The organism is uncultured Oceanisphaera sp., assembly GCF_947495715.1.
Classification (GTDB): Bacteria; Pseudomonadota; Gammaproteobacteria; order Enterobacterales; family Aeromonadaceae; genus Oceanimonas; species Oceanimonas sediminis.
Map to the genome: position 1 here is coordinate 94,535 of NZ_CANLZU010000007.1, position 19,081 is coordinate 113,615.

Below are 19,081 nucleotides of genomic sequence, written 5' to 3' on the forward strand. Positions count from 1 at the left end.
CGGTCGGCACCAGACCGGCAGGCAACAGCTAAAACAGTGTTATTTGAAGGAATTGCCTTATGTCGTCCGCTATTCGCATCTATCCGGCCAAGCCAGAAAAGGTATATATCTACGCCACCTGCCTGGTGGACATGTTCTCCCCCCAGAGCGGGCTGGATGCCATCCGTCTGCTGGAACTGGCCGGTGTCGAGGTCATCTATGTGCCCAAGCAAACCTGCTGCGGCCAGCCCGCCTATTCATCCGGCTACGAAGATGACGCCAAAACCACAGCCCTGAGCCAGATGGCACTGTTCCCCGCTCCCTGGCCAGTCATAGTGCTGTCCGGTTCCTGCGGCGGCATGATGCACCACCACTACCGCCGGCTGTTCGCCGGCAGCGAGCAGGAAGCGGTGGTTAACCAATTTTGTGATCGGGTATTCGAACTCACCGAATTTCTGGTGCAGGTGTGCCGCATCCGGCTTAGTGATCAGGGCCCGGCCACCTCGGTGGTGCTGCATACCTCCTGCGCCGCCCGTCGGGAAATGAAAGTCCACAACACCGCCCGCCAACTGCTGAGCCAGCTGGAGCGTGTGGAACTGCGTGAACAGGCCTACGAAAGCGAGTGCTGCGGCTTCGGCGGCACCTTCTCGGTACGTCACCCGGCGATCAGCGAAGCCATGGTGCAAGACAAGACCCAACACCTGAGCGAAGCCGGCGCGGAGCAGCTAATCAGTGCCGACTGGGGCTGCCTTCTCAACATCAACGGCGCCCTGGAATATCAGGGCAAAGCACTAAAAGGGACACACCTGGCCACCTTTTTGCTGAGTCGGATGGAGGGACATGATGCACAATAAACCCCAGCTGTTTCATCCCCAGGCCGAGGCGGCGCTGGCCAATCCCGAACTGCGCGCCAACTTCCGTGGCGCCATGGACTACCTGCGCGACAAACGCCAGACCGCCTTCGCCGACCCGGATGAAGAAAGCGCCATCCGCGACCGGGCCGAAGCCATCCGCCAGCGCTGTCTGAGCAAGCTGCCGGCGCTGCTCGAACAACTGGAAGCCAATTGCATCGCCAACGGCATTCGGGTGCACTGGGCCGAAAACGCCGAACAGGCCAACGCTCTCTTCGCCGACATCATCCAGTCTCACGGCGGCACCCAGGTAGTGAAAGGCAAGTCCATGGTGAGCGAAGAGATCGAGCTGAACCACGCCATGGCCACAGAAGGCATCGACTGCCTGGAAAGCGACATGGGCGAATACATAGTCCAGCTCGGCGACGAGACCCCCTCGCACATCATCATGCCCGCCATTCACAAGAACAAGCAGCAGGTGGCGGACCTGTTTGCCGAGCACGTACCCGGCTTCAAACACACCCTGGACGTGGATACCCTGATCCGGACCGGACGCAATGTATTGCGCGAGAAGTTCCGTCGCGCCGACATAGGGGTGTCGGGCGTCAACTTCGCGGTGGCCGAAACCGGTACCCTGTGCCTGGTGGAAAACGAGGGCAACGGGCGCATGTGCACCACGGTACCCGAGGTACATATCGCCATCACCGGTATCGAAAAGGTGGTGGAGTTTCTGGCCGACGTACCGCCGCTGTTCAGTGCCCTCACCCGCTCGGCAACCGGCCAGTCCATTACCACCTACTTCAACATGATAAGCGGCCCCCGCAAGCACGACGAGCTGGACGGCCCCAGAGAAGTGCATCTGGTGCTGCTCGACAACGGTCGCAGCCAGGCCTTCGTGGACGAAGAAATGCGCAAGACACTGCAGTGCATTCGCTGCGGCGCCTGCATGAACCACTGCCCGGTCTACACCCGCATCGGCGGCCATGCCTATGGCACCGTCTATCCCGGCCCCATCGGCAAGATCATTTCCCCCCACCTGATGGGACTGGAAGCGACCCGGGAGCTGCCCACCGCCTCCAGCCTGTGTGGCGCCTGCGGCGAAGTCTGCCCGGTACGTATTCCCATTCCCGAATTGTTGCAACGGCTGCGGCGCGAGGCCAAGCAGGAGCCCCGCCCCGGCGTACCGGCGCTACGCGGCCAAAATTCCGCCAAGAGCAATACCGAGGCCTTCGTCTGGCGCAGCTTCGGCCTGCTCACCCGCACGCCTGCGCTGTACCGGATGATGAGCTGGTGCGCCACCCGCCTGCGCGGCCTGATACCGAGTAAACTGGGCCCCTGGACCCGTTGCCGCACCGCCCCCAGACCCGCCGCCAACACCCTGCGTGAACTGATGGCCAAGAGGAACAAATAATGTCGACTGCCCGCAACGCCATACTCAACCGACTGCGCCAGGCAGAGATCAAGCCGCTGCCGGTCAATAATCCGGACTACCCGATCTGGGATAACACCGACCGTAGCGCCATGCTGACCCGATTGACCGAACTGCTGCAGCAGAATCACGCCGAGGTACTCAGGCTGAACCGCGGTGAACTGATAGCCACCCTGAAAACCCGGATAGAGCAGATGGGACTGAAACGTATTGCCACCGGCACCGGTGGCGATTTTCATGCCGAGCTAACCGAGGCCCTGGCCGACTGCGCCGAACAGCGGCCCTTCGACCAGTCGCTGGAGCAGTGGAAAGACGAGCTGTTCAACCGGGTCGATGCCGGCATTACCGGTTGTCACGGCGCCATTGCCGCCACCGGCAGCCTGGTACTCTGGCCCGGGCCGGCAGAACCCCGTACCCTGTCGCTGGTGCCGCCCTGTCATATCGCCATTCTAAAGGCCTCGACCCTGCACTCCAACCTGCCGGCGATGATGGCCGATCAGCACTGGGCCGGTGGGATGCCGACCAACCTGCTGCTGATCTCGGGGCCGTCCAAGACCGCCGACATTCAGCAAACCCTGGCCTATGGCGCTCACGGACCCAGGCAGCTGCTGGTGCTGATCCTGGAGGATGCCTGATAACCGATACCCAGTGCCTGATGACAACGCCAATACCGAAACCACTTTTAGTTCTGATGTTAGAGGACCTTTGATGGAACATCGTTACCGCCTGCTGCTTGATGCTCTGGCCCAGTTTCTGCCCGCCGAGCAAATCATTACCGACAGCTCCCTCTGCCTGGCCTACGGTACCGACGCCAGCTTTTACCGCCTGTTACCCAGGATGGTGCTGCGCCTGAGCAGCCTGGAAGAAGTGGTGCGGGTGTTGCAGCGGTGTGGCGAGTACCAGATTCACTGCACCTTTCGCGCCGCCGGCACCAGCCTGTCGGGTCAGGCGGTGTCCGACTCGGTACTGATCGCCCTCACCGACGACTGGCGCCATCATCAGGTACTGGATGACGGCCATAAAATAGCCCTGCAACCCGGCGTGATCGGGGCCGATGCCAACAAATATCTGGCCCCCTTCGGCCGCAAGATAGGTCCCGATCCGGCCTCCATCAACAGCTGCAAGATCGGCGGCATCGCCGCCAACAACGCCTCCGGCATGTGCTGCGGCACCGCCCAGAATTCCTACCGCACCCTGGATGGACTGAGCCTGGTGCTGGCCGATGGCACCACTCTCGATACCCGGGATCAACACAGCCGGGCCCGCTTTGCCGAGCAACAGTCGGCGCTGCTGGCCGGCCTGCGGCAACTGGCCGAAGAAACCAGGGCCAACCCCGAACTGGCCGAACATATTCGTCACAAGTACCGGCTCAAGAACACCACCGGCTACAGCCTCAACGCGCTGGTGGACTTCGAAGACCCTTTCGACATCCTGGCCCACCTGATGATTGGCTCGGAAGGCACCCTCGGCTTTATCGCCGAGGTCAGTTACCACACTGTGCCCGACCATCCGTTCAAGGCGTCCTGCCTGCTGGTGTACCCGAATATCGAAACCACCTGTCTGGCGGTGACCGAGCTGGCCCATACCTCGGTGGCGGCGGTGGAACTGATGGACGGCCGGGCATTGCGATCCATCGCCGACAAGGCCGACATGCCCGACTTTGTCAAAGATCTGGATCTGGAAGCGGCCGCCCTGCTGATTGAAGTGCATGGCGAAAACGAAGCCCAACTGGTGGCTCAGTGCGAACAGGCGATGACGACGGTGGCCGGATTCGAGCGATGTAACGAAGTCCCCTTCACCCAGAACAAGAGAGTCTGTGCCAGCCTGTGGGCCATGCGCAAGGGCATGTTTCCGGCGGTGGGTGCGGTGCGTGAAACCGGCACTACGGTGATCATCGAAGATGTGGCGTTTCACGTGGAACAACTGGCACCGGCCGTACGCAGGTTGACCGAGCTGTTCGACCGCTTCGGCTACGATGAGGCCATCATCTTCGGCCATGCCCTGGCCGGCAACCTGCATTTCGTGTTCACCCAGGGCTTCGACTCACAAGAAGAACTGGACCGCTACGGCGGCTTCATGGACGCCGTGGCCCAACTGGTGGCGGTGGAATATAAGGGCTCACTCAAGGCCGAACACGGCACAGGCCGCAATATGGCTCCCTATGTGGAGCTGGAATGGGGTAAGGAAGGTTACGCGCTGATGCAACGTATCAAGGCGCTACTGGATCCCGGGGGTATCCTCAATCCGGGCGTGATCCTCAACCAGGACCCGGAGGCCCACCTGAAAAACCTCAAGCCCCTGCCCGCCGCCGACGATATCGTCGACAAGTGTATCGAATGCGGCTTCTGCGAGGCGGTATGTCCGTCCCGGGATCTGAGTCTGACCCCGCGCCAGCGCATCGTGCTCTATCGCGAGCTGCAACGACGGCAAGCAACCGGTGACACCGTCGATGATTCGCTACAGCGAGTGTTCGACTATCAGGGAGTGGACACCTGTGCCGCCACCGGCCTCTGCGAACAACGCTGCCCGGTGGGCATCAATACCGGCAACCTGGTGCGCAAGCTGCGTACCGCCCGCTACCGAAAATTCGAATCCATCGCCCGCTGGAGTGCCGATCACTTCACCACCACCACCAAGGCGGTGGCCATCGGCCTGAACAGCGCCGATCTGGGCCGCAGGCTGCTGGGAAATGGCACCATGACCACCCTGAACCGGGGTCTGCGCAAACTGAGTCATGACAAGGTGCCGCTGTGGCTGCCGGAAACGCCGGCCGCCAATCGGCATCGACCACAGGCTTCGGATCAGAGCTCGGATCGTGGTCGACCCAAGGTGGTGTATTTCCCCTCCTGCGCCAGCCGCACCCTGGGCCAGTCACCGGATGCCCATGACCGCCGGTCACTGACCGAAGTCACTCAGGCCATACTGGAAAAAGCCGGCTTCGATGTCGTTCTACCCCGTGATCTCAACAACCTGTGTTGTGGCATGCCTTATCAGAGCAAGGGCATGAGCGGGCTGGCCAACGACAAGACGCGCGAGCTGGAGGCGAGTCTGTGGCAGGTCTCGGAGCAGGGCCGCTGGCCGGTGCTGATGGACACCAGCCCCTGCGCCAAACTCGTCCAGGATGGCTTTAGCCTGCCGCTCACCGTCTATGAGCCGGTGGCCTTTGTGCTGGAGCAGGCTCTGGAACGTCTGGAGCTGCAGCCGGTGAACGAGACGGTGATGCTGCACATCACCTGCAGCAGCCGACGCATGGGGCTGGCCGACAGAATGCTGGAGCTGGCCCGGCGTTGCGCCACCCAGGTGGTAGTACCGGAGCATATAGAGTGCTGCGGCTTTGCCGGCGACAAGGGCTTTACCCTGCCCGAGCTGAACGCCACCGCCTTGAAGCCGTTAAAAGCCCAGATACCGGCCGACTGCACCCGTGGGGTCAGCAACAGCCGCACCTGCGAACTGGGTCTCAGCCACCACAGCGGCATCAACTACGAGTCCATCCTCTACCTGGTGGATGAAGCCAGCCGGTAATAATGTGAGGTATGAGGTGTGAGGTGTGAGGTGTGAGGTGTGAGGTGTGAGGTGTGAATAGTGAATAGTGAATAGTGAGGAGTGTAAACGCCGGACAAGGGACCCGCTCAGCCGACTCGCCGTGGGTCGTGACACTCACTGCTTTATCCTGCTGCGAACATTCACTGGATGTTCGATCAAACTAAAGCACTTCGTCACGGCAGCAAGCTGCCCCCTCTAGGCTCAGCCGCGCCATCCGTGGCGCGGCCGGGAAATGCTCCTGCCGTCCAGGCATTCCCGCCATCCATGGCGGTCAGATGGTCGGCTGAGCAGATCCCTTTGTCCCTTGATGCTCCGGCGTTGCCTGTTAGCGCCGTCTACACCGAATGGGCAGGCCTGGGGTTTTCCCTTCACTCCTCACTCCTCACTCCTCACTCCTCACTATAAGATCACATCCGACAGCGGCACACAACAGCAGGTCAGGATCACCCCGGCCGCCCGCTCCGCTGCCGACAACGCCGGCGCCTCCGGCTGATCCACCTCGCCGGACTTGAGGGTCTGCTTGCAGCTACCGCAGATGCCGGCCCGACAGGACCAGGGCAGATTCATGCCCTGACCTTCCGCCTGAGTCAGCAGGTTCTGTTGGTTATTGCCGACGAACTCGAGTTCACCGATACGAATATTCACATTGTGTGTTTCACGTGAAACAGTCTCGTGTTGCGGACCGGCGAAATACTCCTGCTGCACCTTGCCAGGCGACACGCCCAGCGCCAGCAGCCAACTGTGTGCCTGTTGCATGAAACCCGCCGGGCCGCAGAGATATACTCGGCGTTGCTGCAAGGCGGAGATATCCGCCAGCCGGGCCAGGGTAAGACGACCGCCCTCGCCCCGCGCTGGCCGGGTCAGCACGAATTCCACCATCAGCCCCGAATGCTCGGCGGCCAGCTGTTCCAGCTCGGCACGGGCCGGTATATCCGCCTCGGTACGACACAGATGCAGAAAGTGTACATCGTCGAGTTGTCCTCGATCCGCCAGCGCCCGCAGCATCGACAACATGGGGGTGACGCCGGAACCGGCCGACAGCAGCAGATAACGTTTCGCCGGTTCAAGGATGAAATCGCCGGCCGGGGCATGTGCCAGCAAGGTGCTGCCAGGCTGCAGCTCCCTATCCGGCTGCAGCGCCTCGGCCAGCCAGTTCGATACTCGGCCGTCGGGCTGTCGTTTGACGCTGATGCCATAACGACCCGGGCGAGTCGGGCTTGAACTCAGGGTGTAATAGCGTAAATGACGCTGCCCGTCGATATCCAGCGCCAGCGGTAAATGCTGACCCGGCCGGTAATCGGCCAACGGCTTGCCGTCCGACGATTCCAGCCAGTAGGTGTCCAGGTTCCGAGCCAGAGATTCACGCGCTACACATCGCAATGGCCGACGCCGGGGCGCCGAATCCGGATACATGGGGGCGCTGGCGTATTCCAGCACCTCCACCTCGTCACCCAGCCTAATCTGCCCCTGGTTAAGCGGCACCAGATTCTGGCCGAAATAAACGTCGCCGTCCTCTCCCCGCCGGTAACGCAACAGCGTCGCCAGCGGCTCCTTCATCCGGTTGAAGTCTTCTGTGCCCGGCTCTATGGTGGTCATCACACAACGACTGCAGGGCTTGGCCACCAGAAACTCCACCTCACCGATGCGAATGCGCCGCCAGCCGTCTTCCTCGAAGGGTCGTGTTCCCCTCACCACCAGATTGGTGCGAAACCGGGACATCTCCATGCGGGCATCGGCACGCAGGTTGAGATCGGCCAGCGAAGCTTCGGAGATCAACAACAAGGGGTAGCCGTCGGCAAAACTGACCGCCGTACCCAGCTTGTCGCGATAGCGGCCGGATTGTTCACCCACCCAGAGTAACCGAACCTCCTGTTCCAGGATCTGGCTGAACCAGGCGTCGTATTCGGGATGAGTACTCCAGGCGGTAAACTCATCGCCCCATACCGCCGTGGTGATCGGTTGCAGCTCGAACTGCCGATGGCGCACGGCCAGCCGCTCCCCCCCATACTGCAGGTCCAGTCCCCCGGCCACCGGCGTTACCTCGATAGACTGCAGGCGTGGGTGAGTCCGGGCGGTCACAAAGCGGCCATCGGGTTTTGCCAGCATATAACGGCGATCACCGGTGAGTCCCTCGCGGGAAACCCGGCTCTGTGCGACCGAGACCGCCGCTGCCGACTTGATCGGATAAAGATTCAGCCCCGTGATCACCGCCATATTATTTCACCTTTATTCTTGGTATCAGTTTACAAAAGCAGCCCAAAAGGTAAGGTTTGGTACATACTGCCACTTTCATCGTATTTACGGAGTAGAAATGACTATTGAACGTCAACAGGTTGGCCAGCGCATGAGCCGTATCGTCAAGCACAACGGTACCATCTATCTGTGCGGTCAGGTCTGCAAGGATGCCACCAAGGATATTACCGAGCAAACCATGACCATGCTGGACAAGGTGGATGAGCTGCTGCTGGAAGCCGGTTCCAGCCGCGAGCATATGCTGTCGGCCACCATCTATCTGAATACCATGGCCGATTTTTCCGCCATGAATGCGGTATGGGATGCCTGGGTACCACAAGGGCACGCTCCGGCCCGCGCCTGCGTGGAAGCCGCCATGGCTCGCCCCGAGTTGCTGGTGGAAATTTCGGTGGTTGCCGTCGAGCGGTAAATATTACCAAACTGTCAGTCGTATCAAATACAGAGGCCTGCTTGTCATCAAGCAGGCCTCTTGCGTAATAGTCTCTCGCCAAATACCGCTTCGGCTTAGTCGCCTATCTTCGACGCCGAGTGTTTACCTAAAGGCGGCAGGAACATGCCGATATGCTCCATGCCAGGCTGCTGATGAAGATGCTTTCCTATCGGCGGCAAAGGCATCTTGATAGGTTTCGGTTTATGACTATGTTTGCCTGCTTTCGGGAACGCGATACCAATGCGGCTCACCAGCGGTGTCTCGGCGGAAGAACCACCTACCAGAACCTGATACCGGCCGCTGGCCGATTTCCAGTCACCATTTGCCCAGGTAGTCAGATCGTCCGGATCATCAGGTACAAAGTAGGAAAACGGATGATTGGAGGCACCGGCATCAATTTCTACCACCACCCGACGGCTCTCACCGGGATCCAGAAAGACCTTTTCGAACCCCACCAAACGTTTGGACGGCTGTGCAGATCGCTTCGGCAGCTTCAAATAGACTTGAGAGGCTTCGGCCCCCGCCATCGCACCGGTATTGGTCACGGTATACTCCACCGTCAGCACCGGTATGAGACCCGCAAGCTTCAACATGGAAGAAGAGTGCTTTCCCCCCTTGTGTGGAGAGGGGGTAAATTCGCGCCGAAAGCGCTTGCTGAGCGTGAGATTGCTGTATTCGAAGTCGGTATAAGACAAGCCATGCCCGAAAGGAAACACGGGAGTGACACCGTTGGCCTCGTACCAGCGATAACCCATTTCCAGGTTTTCGGTGTAATTACTGATCAGCTGATTACTGCCATCACCAAAGACGCCGTCGTTCGGAAAGCCCTTCCCTCCCGGCAGACCGTTGTCTTCACGAACCCCGGGATACTGGGCCTCGGTCGCAAAGGCAGCTTCGCGATCGCTGGTAGGAAAGGTCACCGGCAGCTTGCCCGAAGGATTGAGCGCCCCGAACAGCAGATCGGCCATAATGTCGCCGTCTTCCTGACCGGGAAACCAGGCAGCAAACAGGGTGGGAACCTGGTCCAGCCAATCCATCAATATGCCGGACGCACTGTACAGTACCACCACGTTATTGGGGTTGGCCGCCGATACCTGGCGCACCAGCTCGTCCTGCGCAACCGTATCGCCATCACAGTCAGGTTCTTCTACCGGTGGCGGCGGCACTACGGCCCTGAGTAGCAAGCCCGAATCGGACGGCTCTTCAGGGTTTTCATCATCGTCATTGCCGATACACAAGGTCGGCAATATCAGACTGAGTAAATCTCTGGTTTCTCTCGGGTTGGTACCCACCATCAACACGACGATGTCGGACTCCTGGGCCAGTGCCACCGCCGAATCGATATCGGCACCATTGTTATAGCTCACACTGGATACGTATTTCTCCAATCCGGTTTTCGGCGGTACGGTAAAGTAAGGCACCACAGTGGTAAGCCCCAGCCGGCTCAGGTTACGTGGCGGCATGGTGGCCCGGCCGGCAAACCAGGGATGGCCGATCAAGGCGATGGAGGGGTTGGTATCCGCATTCAACGGCAGCAAACCACCTTCGTTTTTCAGCAGGGTAATTCCGCCTTCCGCCAGTGCTCTGGCCTTGGCGGCATTGGCGGTTAAATCCGGATCCGTAAAATTGTCGAAAGAATCATTAAACTGTTCGAACTCGGACATTTTCACATACCGGGGCCGCAGCACGGCATCGATATCAGTCTCGGTAATCTCACCGGCCTCGATGGCCGCCTTGATGTTTTCTTCGGAATAGAACAGCGGATCCGAGTCCAGCTCGTAGCCTACCCCCGCAAGCATGGCCTTGACCGTGCTGTGCATGGCGCGCCGGTCGCTTTCCACCCAGCCGTCAAAACCCCAACGCTGGCGCAGGGTTTTGACCAGCACATCATGGCTGTCGCAGATATAGTCGGTGTCGTTCAAATAGGGAAAGGCGCACATGATGGAAGCCGGTTTGGCATCACGCACCGCCATTTCAAAGGGCAGCAGATACAGCTCGTGCAATGCCCGGCTGGGAATGCGAACCCCGGCGGTCCAGCGCTCGAAATCGTATTCATGCTCGTTGCCCAAAAAGTGCTTGGGCTGCGCCTGCACCCCCTGCGACTGAATACCCCGAATCTGGGCCGAGCCGATAATGCCCGCCAGATACGGATCCTCACCCGGATATTCCTGACCACGACCGGCATAGGGCGAACGGATCAAGTTCAACCCCGGCCCCAGCAGCACCTGGCTGGCAAAGGTGAAGGCTTCATTCCCCACCACTTCCCCCCAGCCGTAGACCAGCTCGGGATCAAAACTGGCGGCGGCCAGTGTCATGGAGGGACCCGCCGTTCTGACCGGCTCGGGCACGCAGGATCCGCCGCGAATACCGTTACCGCTGTTTATCTCGCGAAAATTGGGAATACCCAGTTCGGGAATGCCGGTGATATGCCGACCCAGGGCGGAAAATCCGCAGGTGGTGAACTGGTCACCCTGACCAAGATAGGTGCCTTCGGGCAAGGCATCGGCGTCGGGCCGATTGGATATTTGCTGAATTTTCTGCTCAAGCGTCATCGACGCAAGCAGTTCATCGGCAAACATCTGGTGCGAGTCGGTTTCTTCAGGCGAGTTATCCCCTTCATGGGGGTGAGTCCAGTTTTGAGGCGGATCCCATGCATGAGGAGGAGTCCACTTGTGAGCAGGAGCCCATTCATGAGGGTCAAGGTCGGTAGCCTCCGCAGCCCCCATGGACAATACCACCGATGTCAGCACGGTAATTCCCACCCGTCGGCAGGATGCAACACTTGCAAGACGAATCATCACTACATCTCCCATCCATCAGGTATGGTGTCGGACAATTCCCTGTCAATGTTGAGAAAATAATTATTGGCTCGTTGGCCGGCGGCTGCGTTTTGCGCGGGTAATGGATAATATCGCAGTCACGGTATGAAGAATCTGATCGCTTTCCGAGCCGGTCAGTCACCCCGTCATCAGAAAACTGAAACATCAAATATTCGAGAAAGGATGCAATGTTCCGTGGCAACAGGTGATGGCAGCCATAGCATCATGTGCCGCATCAGCCTGACGTTAACGAATCAGATTCAATTTAAACAAGAATAGTATCTCAAAGTGAACTGGTCACTTTTTGTACAGAAAATAACCTGCGTATTCGGTGTGTTCAGACTTTGGCTTCAACTGATGGCAGGTAATCGGGCCCGATAAGGTGGTAACGAGTTCGCACAAAAAATAAAAGCCCGGTTCTACCGGGCCTTTAGACGTTGCTAAAGCGACTGCTCGCTTACACCACGCCTTGCTCAATCATGGCGTCAGCCACCTTGCGGAAACCGGCGATATTGGCACCCAGCACCAGGTTGTGGGGTTCGCCAAACTCGGCCGCGGTGTCGCTGGCACTCAGGAAGATGTTCTTCATGATTACCTTCAGCTTCTCGTCCACTTCCTCGAAGCTCCAACGCTGCATGCTGGCATTCTGCGCCATTTCCAGCTGACTGGTGGCCACACCGCCGGCATTGGCGGCCTTGCCCGGTCCGTAATGGATTCTGGCATTCAGGAACACCTCTACCGCATCCTGGGTAGAAGGCATGTTGGCCCCTTCCGATACTCCGATACAGCCGTTGGCAACCAATGCCTTGGCATCGGTTTCACTCAGCTCGTTCTGGGTAGCACAGGGGAACGCCAGATCGGCAGGCAGGCGCCATACCGCGTTGCCGTCTGCCGGATAGTCGGCGATCGGAATAAAACGGGCATCCGGATGCGCGGTCAGGTATTCGTTCAGACGCACCTTGCGTACTTCCTTCAGCTCTTTCAGGGTATCCAGATTCACACCGGCTTCGTGATAGATGGTACCGCTGGAATCGGAGCAGCTCACCGGAACCGCACCCAGCTGATACAGTTTCTCGATGGTATAGATGGCCACGTTGCCGGCACCGGACACCAGGCAGCGCTTGCCGGCCAGGGTATCGCCTTTGGCTTCCAGCATGTACTGGGCAAAGTAGACACAGCCGTAACCGGTCGCTTCCTTGCGCACCAGAGAACCTCCCCACAACAGGCTCTTGCCGGTGAAGACGCCATCATAGCTGCCGGTCAGGCGCTTGTACTGGCCGAACATGTAGCCGATTTCACGGGCACCCACACCGATATCACCGGCGGGCACGTCGGTGGTCGGGCCGATATGGCGGTACAGCTCGTTGATGAAGGACTGGCAGAAACGCATGATTTCGCCGTCGGACTTGCCCTTGGGATCGAAGTTGGCGCCGCCCTTGCCGCCGCCGATAGGCAGGCCGGTCAGGGCATTCTTGAAGATTTGCTCGAAGCCGAGGAACTTGATGATGCCGGCGTTGACGCTGGGATGGAAACGCAGACCGCCCTTGTACGGACCCAGGGCCGAGTTGAATTCGATGCGATAACCCTTGTTGACCTGCACCTTGCCCTGATCATCAACCCAGGGAACACGAAACATGATCTGGCGCTCGGGCTCGATCATCCGCTCGATGATGGAGTGCAGCTGATATTTTTCGCTGGTTTCCAGGATAGGCTGCAGCGAGTCCAGCACCTCCTCCACTGCCTGATAGAACTCTGCCTGAGCCGGGCTGGTTTTCTTGAGCTTGGCAATGGTGTCATGAATATACGTCACTATGTCTTCCTTGTTGTTTTATGTAAAACTTTTCCGGGATACAAATTAAGACCCGACGCTATTGAAATATGGATAACCTGACCGGTCAATGCCCACAGAACAAATATATATATCCAAAAGCAGAATATTTATTCCTTTCTGGCGTTTATTTCGGCGCAATCCACCTGACCGGAGATCGCTTAAAGCAGTCTATGCTTGATTCGAGGTAGAGGGAGAAAACAAAATGGACACGAAAGAGTCTCTTTTATCGACCGACGATACACGACTGGGGCAGGCCCTGATAAAGCAGGGACACCTCTCGGATAAGGAACTTGCCCGCCTGGAGCGAATGCGTCAGAGTCAGGCCGATGGAGGCTCATTGGCGACCCTGCTGCTCAATCTGGGCATGATGTCGGAACGAGAGCTGGCCATCACCATGGCAAATCTGACCGACCTGCCACTGACCGGCAATGAAGAATATCCGCTATCTCCTCCTCTCGACATCGAGCTGCCCTACCGCTTCCTGAAAGAACATCACCTGGTGCCATTGCGGCAGGAGGAAGGTGAACTGGTGCTGGCCATGGTTGACCCCAGAGACGACTTTTCGGTAAGCGCCATGGCCATGATGTGCCAACAGCCGATACGGCTGCAGGTGGGAGTCAGCTCGGAAGTCACCGCCACCATAGAGCGACTCTACGGTGAAGGGCAGAGTAAAATGGGCGATATTCTCTCTGCGGTACAACAGGAGGAAGAAACCGAAGAAAGCATCGCCCAACTCAAGGACATGGCCAGCGAGGCACCGGTGATCCGCCTGGTCAATCTAATCATCCAGAAGGCGGTGGATCTGCGCGCCTCCGACATCCATGTCGAGCCGTTCGAAAACCGGCTCAACATCCGCTACCGTATCGACGGCGTACTGCAACAGAGCGAAGCCCCGCCGGTGAACATTACCCCGGCCATTATCTCGCGCATCAAGATCATGGCCCGGCTCAATATCGCCGAGCGACGCCTGCCGCAGGATGGCCGTATCGAGCTCAAGATACAGGGCATGGAGCTGGATATCCGGGTATCCACAGTCCCTACCATGCATGGCGAAAGCCTGGTGATGCGACTGCTCAACCGGGAAAGTGTCATTCTTGATTTCGATGCCCTCGGATTTGCCAAACACACCAAACAACGCTTTCAGCAGGTGTTGAAGATCCCTCACGGCATGGTCATGGTCACCGGCCCCACCGGCAGCGGTAAAACCACCACCCTCTATACCGCCCTCAATCAGCTGAACACCACAGAGCTCAAACTGATCACGGTAGAAGACCCGGTGGAATATCAGCTGGAAGGGGTCAACCAGATCCACGTCAAGCCGGCTATCGGGCTGACCTTCGCCAGTGCCCTGCGCTCCATAGTGCGTCAGGATCCGGATGTCATCATGGTCGGGGAAATGCGCGATCTGGAAACCGCCCGTATCTGCGTGCAGTCGGCGCTCACCGGTCACCTGGTGCTGTCGACCCTGCACACCAACGATGCCGCCAGCAGCGTTACCCGACTGCTGGAAATGGGGGTAGAAGACTACCTGCTCACCTCCACCCTCAACGGGGTGATAGGACAGCGCCTGGTGCGGGTGCTGTGTCCCCATTGCAAAGAAGGCTACCAACCCCTGCCGGAGCTGGTGAAAGAGTTGAAATTGACGCCACTCATCCCGGACGAACCCATCCGTCTGTATCGTCCGACAGGCTGCGCCCGGTGTGCCGGCACCGGCTATCACGGCCGACTGGCCATTCAGGAGCTGCTGACCATGAACGACGATATCCGCAAGCTGGTGCTGAGCCACGCCGACGCAGGGCAAATCCAGCAAGCCGCCATTCGTAATGGTATGCATACCATGTACGACGATGGCCTGCTCAAGGCTCAACAGGGAATCACCAATATCGAAGAGGTGATCCGGGTCACTCAGGAGGCCTGAGATGGCGCTGTATTATTTCAAGGCGGTCAGCCAGAACGGCGAGCCTCAGGAAGGCCGGCTCGAAGGCAGCGATCAGCAGGCCATAGTACTGCAACTGCAGCAGCGCGGCCTGATCCCGCTTAGCGTAGAGCTGGATCATAGGCGCATCGGTCTGGGAAGAAACCGCCGTCGCACCAGCGAGCGCCGACTCCAGGCCATAACGCAGGATCTGGCCGCACTGATCAAGGCTGGCGTTCCGCTGGAACGCGCCCTGGGCATCATGATCGAGGTGCACGACCAGGCCGATGATGATGTGCGCCTGCTCGGCCAGATACGTGAAGGCATTCAGCGCGGCCAGCCACTGTCGGTCGTGCTGGCCGAGCAGGATGAAGGATTTTCTCCTTTTTATCTGAACATGATTCGGGCCTCCGAGATCTCCGGCAACCTGGAGCAGGGCCTGGCCGATCTGGCCGTTTATCTGGAGCGTAGCCGACAGCTCAAGGAAAAAGCCCTGTCGGCGCTGATTTACCCCATCATACTGGTGCTGGTATCGGCGGTGTCGCTGCTGATCATCCTCACCTATGTCATCCCCCAGTTTCAGCAGCTGTTCGCCGACATGGGTCATACCATGCCGTTGTCGACCCGCATCGTGATCGGCAGCGCCGAGTTCCTGCGCACCATGGGTCCCTGGTTATTACTGGCCCTGCTGCTGGCCCTGATTGCCGGACAACGCCTGCTTGCCCAGCCGAGCAAACGCCTGGCCTGGGATCGCATGCTGCTACGTTTACCCCTGGCCGGAGAGCTGATCCGCCGGCTGGAGGTCGCTCGCTTCAGCCGCAGCCTAGGCACCCTGATGAAAGGCGGAGTACCCCTGCTCAATGCCCTGACTATTGCGCGCGATACCGTTAATAACCGCTTGCTGGCCCAGACCATCGGCGAGGCGGCCGGCAGCCTGAAAGAGGGCAAGCGCCTGGCCGATCCACTGCAGGCCTCGGGCCAGTTTCCGCCACTGGCGATACAGATGCTCCGGGTGGGTGAAGAAACCGGCCAGCTGGAGGAGATGCTGCTCAAGGTAGCCGATCGCTATGACCGGGAAGTGGAAAGCGCCATTCAACGGTTACTGACCATTCTTGAACCTGTGCTGATCGTCGGCCTGGGCGTGCTTATCGCCGGCATCATCATCTCCATTCTGGTTGCCATACTCAGTATCAACGAACTGCCCATATAGGGAGGTAAAGGTGCGTTACCAACATAAAACTTCACCCTTCGGCTTCACCCTGCTCGAACTGCTGGTGGTGCTGGTCATCCTGGGTCTGCTTGCCAGCCTGGTCGGCCCTCAGGTTCTGCGCCAGCTCAGTGGTTCCAAAACCAAGACTGCCGCGCTGCAGATCAAGGAACTCGGTACGGCGCTGGACTTGTACCGGCTGGAAGTGGGCCGCTATCCCACCAGCAGCGAGGGCCTGTCGGCACTCATCAGCGCCCCGGCCAACGCCCGGGGCTGGAACGGCCCCTATCTGACCAAGAAAACGGTTCCCCAGGATCCCTGGGGCAACAACTACCAGTATCGCGCCCCCGGGCAACAGGGTGAATTCGATCTGTTCAGCCTGGGCGCAGACAACCAGCAAGGAGGAACCGGTGAGGATCAGGACGTGGTCAGCTGGGAGTAGTTGTCACCCGGATGGCTTCACCCTGCTGGAGCTACTGGTGGTACTGACCCTGGCCAGCCTGATGCTGGCCGTGGCCATGCCCCGTTTTGCCGCCCTGCTGCCGGGAGCCGAACTGAAAAGCTACAGCCGGCAAACCGCCGCCCTGCTCCGGCTGGCCCGCAGCCAGGCCATTGCCACCGGTGACGAAGTAAGAGTGGATCTCGATCCCGCTGCCCGCCACTCCCGAATGACCGGGCGGCAAAAAGTCTCCCTCTGGCCAGAGCGGATAACCGTGTCCTTCAATGGCCTTGCCGATAACAGCGATACCGGCCCGGTGTTTTATCCGGATGGCAGCGCCAGTGGCGGTACCCTGCACATCTCCGGTAACGGTCGTCACTACCAAATCGAGGTGAACTGGCTGACCGGCAGGATAAGCCTCCATGACTAGACAACACAGAACGAGACAACAGGGATTTTCACTGCTTGAAGTGCTGGTGGCCTTTACCATATTGACCATCACCCTGGGGGTGTTGCTCAATATCTTTTCACTGGCCATTCGCACCACCCAGTCGGCTCAGCAGCAACAGAAAGCCATGCTGCTGGCGGAGTCTAAACTGACCGAACTGTACGCCGGCACCACACTGCAACCGGGCCGCGAGCAGGGCTGGTTTGACGACCACTACTGGTGGGAAACCCGGATTGAAGAATTCGACACTCGAGCGCTGATGGACAACCAGTCCATGCTGCTCCCCTATCAACTCTCGGTCATCGTGGGCTGGGGCCGCCATGAACAGCAATACCGGCTCACCACCCTGCGACTGGTCAGGCAGGAGGCCAGATGAAACGGCAACACGGCTTTACCCTGCTGGAACTGGTGGTCTCACTGACCCTGCTGACCCTGCTCTCGGGACTGATGTTCGGCGGCTTTCGCCTCGCCGGCAAAGCCTGGGAAACCGTCGGCGAGCGCAATGCCGACATCAGTGAACAGGTCCAGCTACAACGTTTTTTGCGTAACCTGCTGGAACAGGCGGAGGAACGCGAGGTACAGAATCAACAGCAGGCCCCGCTGCTGCCCTTCCAGGGAACCCAGCACTCCCTGATATTTTTGGCCCCGCAGCCCCGACGACTGGGCAGCTCCGCCGGGCCGGCGTGGTTTTATCTGGCGCTGGACCAGTCCGATCCCGAGCACCCGGTGCTCTCGCTAAAATCACAGCCACTGACTTCCGAGACGGAGCCACAAGAGCAGACGCCGCCTCTCGGCTGGTACCAACTGCTGGACGACTTTCGGCAACCGAAGCTGATCCCCCCTCTGCTGGAACTGGAAATCACTTCATTCAGCCTGCAGTACCTGCCGGCAGAAGAGCATAACACCCCGGTCTGGCAACCCGAGTGGCTGGAGCAGAATCAACTGCCGGCCCTGATCCGCCTGCAGCTGGATTCGGACTGGCCCCCCCTGGTGGTCGCCTTGCGTAAACATCGTTTCGAGATAAAGAATGAGTATTAGACAAAATCGGGGCCTTGCCCTGATCAGCGTATTATGGGTATTGACCCTGCTGACCCTGCTGGCCACCGGTCTGTCGCTGAACAGCCGAAGCCAGGCACAGCAGAGCAGTAATATCACCCATGCAGCCCAGGTTCGCCAGGCCGCCGAGGCCGGGGTACAAATGGCACTGCTGATGCTGGCGCAACCGTTGGATCAGCAAACCTGGCTGGCCGATGGCAGCCCTTATCAGGTAAGGCTCGACGATATAGAGGTTCGGGTCGCCCTGTTCAACGAAAGCGGCCGTATCGACCTCAACGCCGCTGGCCCCGAGCTGCTCGACGGCCTGCTGGCCACCGCCGGGGTAGACGAGGATCTGCGCGCCCGGCTGGTGGATGCCATCATGGACTGGCGCGACGGTGACAGTCTGCGCCGACTCAACGGCGCAGAGGCCGATGACTACCTGGCCGCCGGCTTGGATTACGGCCCGAGCAATACCCCCTTTCGGTCGGTGGACGAAGTGCTGCGCGTGTTGGGCATGCCCCCCGATATTTACCGGCGGATCAGGCACAGCCTGACCCTGCGCAATCCGCGTAACAGCATCAACCCTCGTTACGCCCCGCGCCAGGTACTGCTGGCGCTGCCGGGCAGCGATGAGCTCACCGTCGATCAGTTTATTGCCGACCGGCGCCGAAGCCACGAAGAAGGCCACCCCTTACCCGCCATAAACATGTTCCCCCGCGCCTTGCTCTCTGGCGGCTCATCGGGGGTCAACTACACTGTTCATACCGAAGCCCGAATGAATACGGTTTATCGCTACCGGCTGACGGCCAGCCTGCGTAACCGTCGCGGCCGACCCATTCTGGAACAGATAACACAGGAGTTCATTCCGCTGTTCACCGAACCAGACGCTTAACGGAGAT

General features: G+C 59.3%; 15 protein-coding genes. 12 read left to right on the plus strand and 3 right to left on the minus strand.

Annotation, left to right across the window (positions count from 1 at the left end; all coding sequences use genetic code 11):
* Positions 1-59: 59 nt before the first annotated feature.
* The 4 genes from Q0753_RS06090 to Q0753_RS06105 all read left to right on the plus strand — a co-directional run bounded on the left by Q0753_RS06090 (position 60) and on the right by Q0753_RS06105 (position 5,781).
* Positions 60-833, plus strand: coding sequence for a (Fe-S)-binding protein (locus Q0753_RS06090; RefSeq protein ID WP_298718546.1), 774 nt, complete (start codon positions 60-62; stop codon positions 831-833).
* Entirely contained in the window at positions 823-2,241 is a 1,419-nt protein-coding gene (locus tag Q0753_RS06095) for a LutB/LldF family L-lactate oxidation iron-sulfur protein (protein WP_367179494.1), read from the plus strand. The genes Q0753_RS06090 and Q0753_RS06095 overlap by 11 nt, the downstream gene beginning before the upstream one ends.
* Positions 2,241-2,894: a lactate utilization protein C gene (locus tag Q0753_RS06100; protein ID WP_298718550.1), complete on the plus strand. Its 654-nt coding sequence runs from the start codon at positions 2,241-2,243 to the stop codon at positions 2,892-2,894. Before Q0753_RS06095 ends, Q0753_RS06100 begins: the two co-directional genes overlap by 1 nt.
* Before the next feature lie 73 nt (positions 2,895-2,967).
* Positions 2,968-5,781 (plus strand): FAD-binding and (Fe-S)-binding domain-containing protein, encoded by a 2,814-nt coding sequence (locus Q0753_RS06105; protein WP_298718552.1) that lies wholly within the window; start codon positions 2,968-2,970, stop codon positions 5,779-5,781.
* Between the two features lie 420 nt (positions 5,782-6,201).
* Here the strand turns inward: Q0753_RS06105 and Q0753_RS06110 are convergent, their stop codons facing one another.
* Entirely contained in the window at positions 6,202-8,016 is a 1,815-nt protein-coding gene (locus Q0753_RS06110) for a hybrid-cluster NAD(P)-dependent oxidoreductase (RefSeq protein ID WP_298718554.1), read from the minus strand.
* Between the two features lie 97 nt (positions 8,017-8,113).
* Here Q0753_RS06110 and Q0753_RS06115 point away from each other — a divergent pair, with 97 nt between their 5' ends.
* Positions 8,114-8,464, plus strand: coding sequence for a RidA family protein (locus tag Q0753_RS06115; RefSeq protein WP_298718556.1), 351 nt, complete (start codon positions 8,114-8,116; stop codon positions 8,462-8,464).
* Between the two features lie 95 nt (positions 8,465-8,559).
* Here the strand turns inward: Q0753_RS06115 and Q0753_RS06120 are convergent, their stop codons facing one another.
* Both Q0753_RS06120 and gdhA read right to left on the minus strand, forming a co-directional pair.
* Positions 8,560-11,283 carry a glycoside hydrolase family 3 protein gene (locus Q0753_RS06120; RefSeq protein ID WP_298718558.1) on the minus strand — a complete coding sequence of 908 codons (2,724 nt, stop codon included), beginning with the start codon at positions 11,281-11,283 and terminating at the stop codon, positions 8,560-8,562.
* Between the two features lie 478 nt (positions 11,284-11,761).
* Complete coding sequence (gene gdhA, locus Q0753_RS06125) at positions 11,762-13,114, minus strand: NADP-specific glutamate dehydrogenase (protein WP_298718560.1); 1,353 nt, start codon at positions 13,112-13,114, stop codon at positions 11,762-11,764.
* Positions 13,115-13,337: 223 nt separating this feature from the next.
* On the opposite strand from gdhA, the gene gspE reads away from it, so the two are divergent.
* Genes gspE through Q0753_RS06160 form a run of 7 tightly spaced genes read left to right on the plus strand, consistent with a single transcriptional unit; the run spans position 13,338 to position 19,074 of the window.
* Complete coding sequence (gene gspE / locus Q0753_RS06130; protein ID WP_298718562.1) at positions 13,338-15,053, plus strand: type II secretion system ATPase GspE; 1,716 nt, start codon at positions 13,338-13,340, stop codon at positions 15,051-15,053.
* 1 nt (position 15,054) lies between these two features.
* Complete coding sequence (locus Q0753_RS06135; RefSeq protein ID WP_298718564.1) at positions 15,055-16,260, plus strand: type II secretion system F family protein; 1,206 nt, start codon at positions 15,055-15,057, stop codon at positions 16,258-16,260.
* A 10-nt stretch (positions 16,261-16,270) separates the two neighbouring features.
* Positions 16,271-16,699 (plus strand): type II secretion system major pseudopilin GspG, encoded by a 429-nt coding sequence (gene gspG / locus Q0753_RS06140; protein ID WP_298718565.1) that lies wholly within the window; start codon positions 16,271-16,273, stop codon positions 16,697-16,699.
* Positions 16,668-17,126 carry a GspH/FimT family pseudopilin gene (locus tag Q0753_RS06145; RefSeq protein ID WP_298718567.1) on the plus strand — a complete coding sequence of 153 codons (459 nt, stop codon included), beginning with the start codon at positions 16,668-16,670 and terminating at the stop codon, positions 17,124-17,126. The genes gspG and Q0753_RS06145 overlap by 32 nt, the downstream gene beginning before the upstream one ends.
* Positions 17,119-17,520 carry a prepilin-type N-terminal cleavage/methylation domain-containing protein gene (locus Q0753_RS06150; protein WP_298718568.1) on the plus strand — a complete coding sequence of 134 codons (402 nt, stop codon included), beginning with the start codon at positions 17,119-17,121 and terminating at the stop codon, positions 17,518-17,520. Before Q0753_RS06145 ends, Q0753_RS06150 begins: the two co-directional genes overlap by 8 nt.
* A complete protein-coding gene (locus Q0753_RS06155) occupies positions 17,517-18,182 on the plus strand; it encodes a prepilin-type N-terminal cleavage/methylation domain-containing protein (RefSeq protein WP_298718569.1) in 666 nt (221 codons plus the stop codon). Before Q0753_RS06150 ends, Q0753_RS06155 begins: the two co-directional genes overlap by 4 nt.
* Complete coding sequence (locus tag Q0753_RS06160) at positions 18,172-19,074, plus strand: general secretion pathway protein GspK (protein WP_298718571.1); 903 nt, start codon at positions 18,172-18,174, stop codon at positions 19,072-19,074. The genes Q0753_RS06155 and Q0753_RS06160 overlap by 11 nt, the downstream gene beginning before the upstream one ends.
* Positions 19,075-19,081: the final 7 nt, after the last annotated feature.